This window comes from Lysinibacillus sp. GbtcB16 (assembly GCF_019091145.1).
GTDB lineage: Bacteria > Bacillota > Bacilli > Bacillales_A > Planococcaceae > Lysinibacillus > Lysinibacillus fusiformis.
In genome coordinates this window covers 1-375 of the sequence record NZ_JAGXJV010000175.1, presented here as the reverse complement: position 1 = coordinate 375, position 375 = coordinate 1, and the positions used below count along the sequence as shown (strand labels likewise).

Here is a 375-nt window from a genome sequence, read left to right as displayed (position 1 = left end):
TTCCCTTGTTCAAAAAGTGTTCGTACACCGATAATTTTTTCTTTTTCGCTTCCTTTGCTAATAAGCAAAGGACATTTGAACTCACATTTTTTCGCTCTATACTTGTAACACTTTCCTTCTCAATACTCTCTTCACTTATAATTACAAGCTTCATCGCTTCCTTTATAGCTGTTGCACGATCAAGATCTTCACTGTGTTTTTTTATTACTGCATCCGCAATTCGCTGAGCTACTTTTATTTCGATATCCATCGATAAAAGAAAGAGTACGATTTCTTCAGTAATTGAAATTCCTTTTGATTTTCGTTTACTTTCTTGAATTTTTTTCTGAATTCGAACCTTTTCATGAAGATCAATAGATGATTTATACTTCTCAA

Annotated in this window: 1 pseudogene; it reads right to left on the bottom strand. The window is 32.5% G+C overall.

What is annotated here, in order from left to right:
* A pseudogene (locus tag KVT27_RS23885) lies at positions 1 to 375 on the bottom strand (ATP-binding protein); the annotation flags it as partial.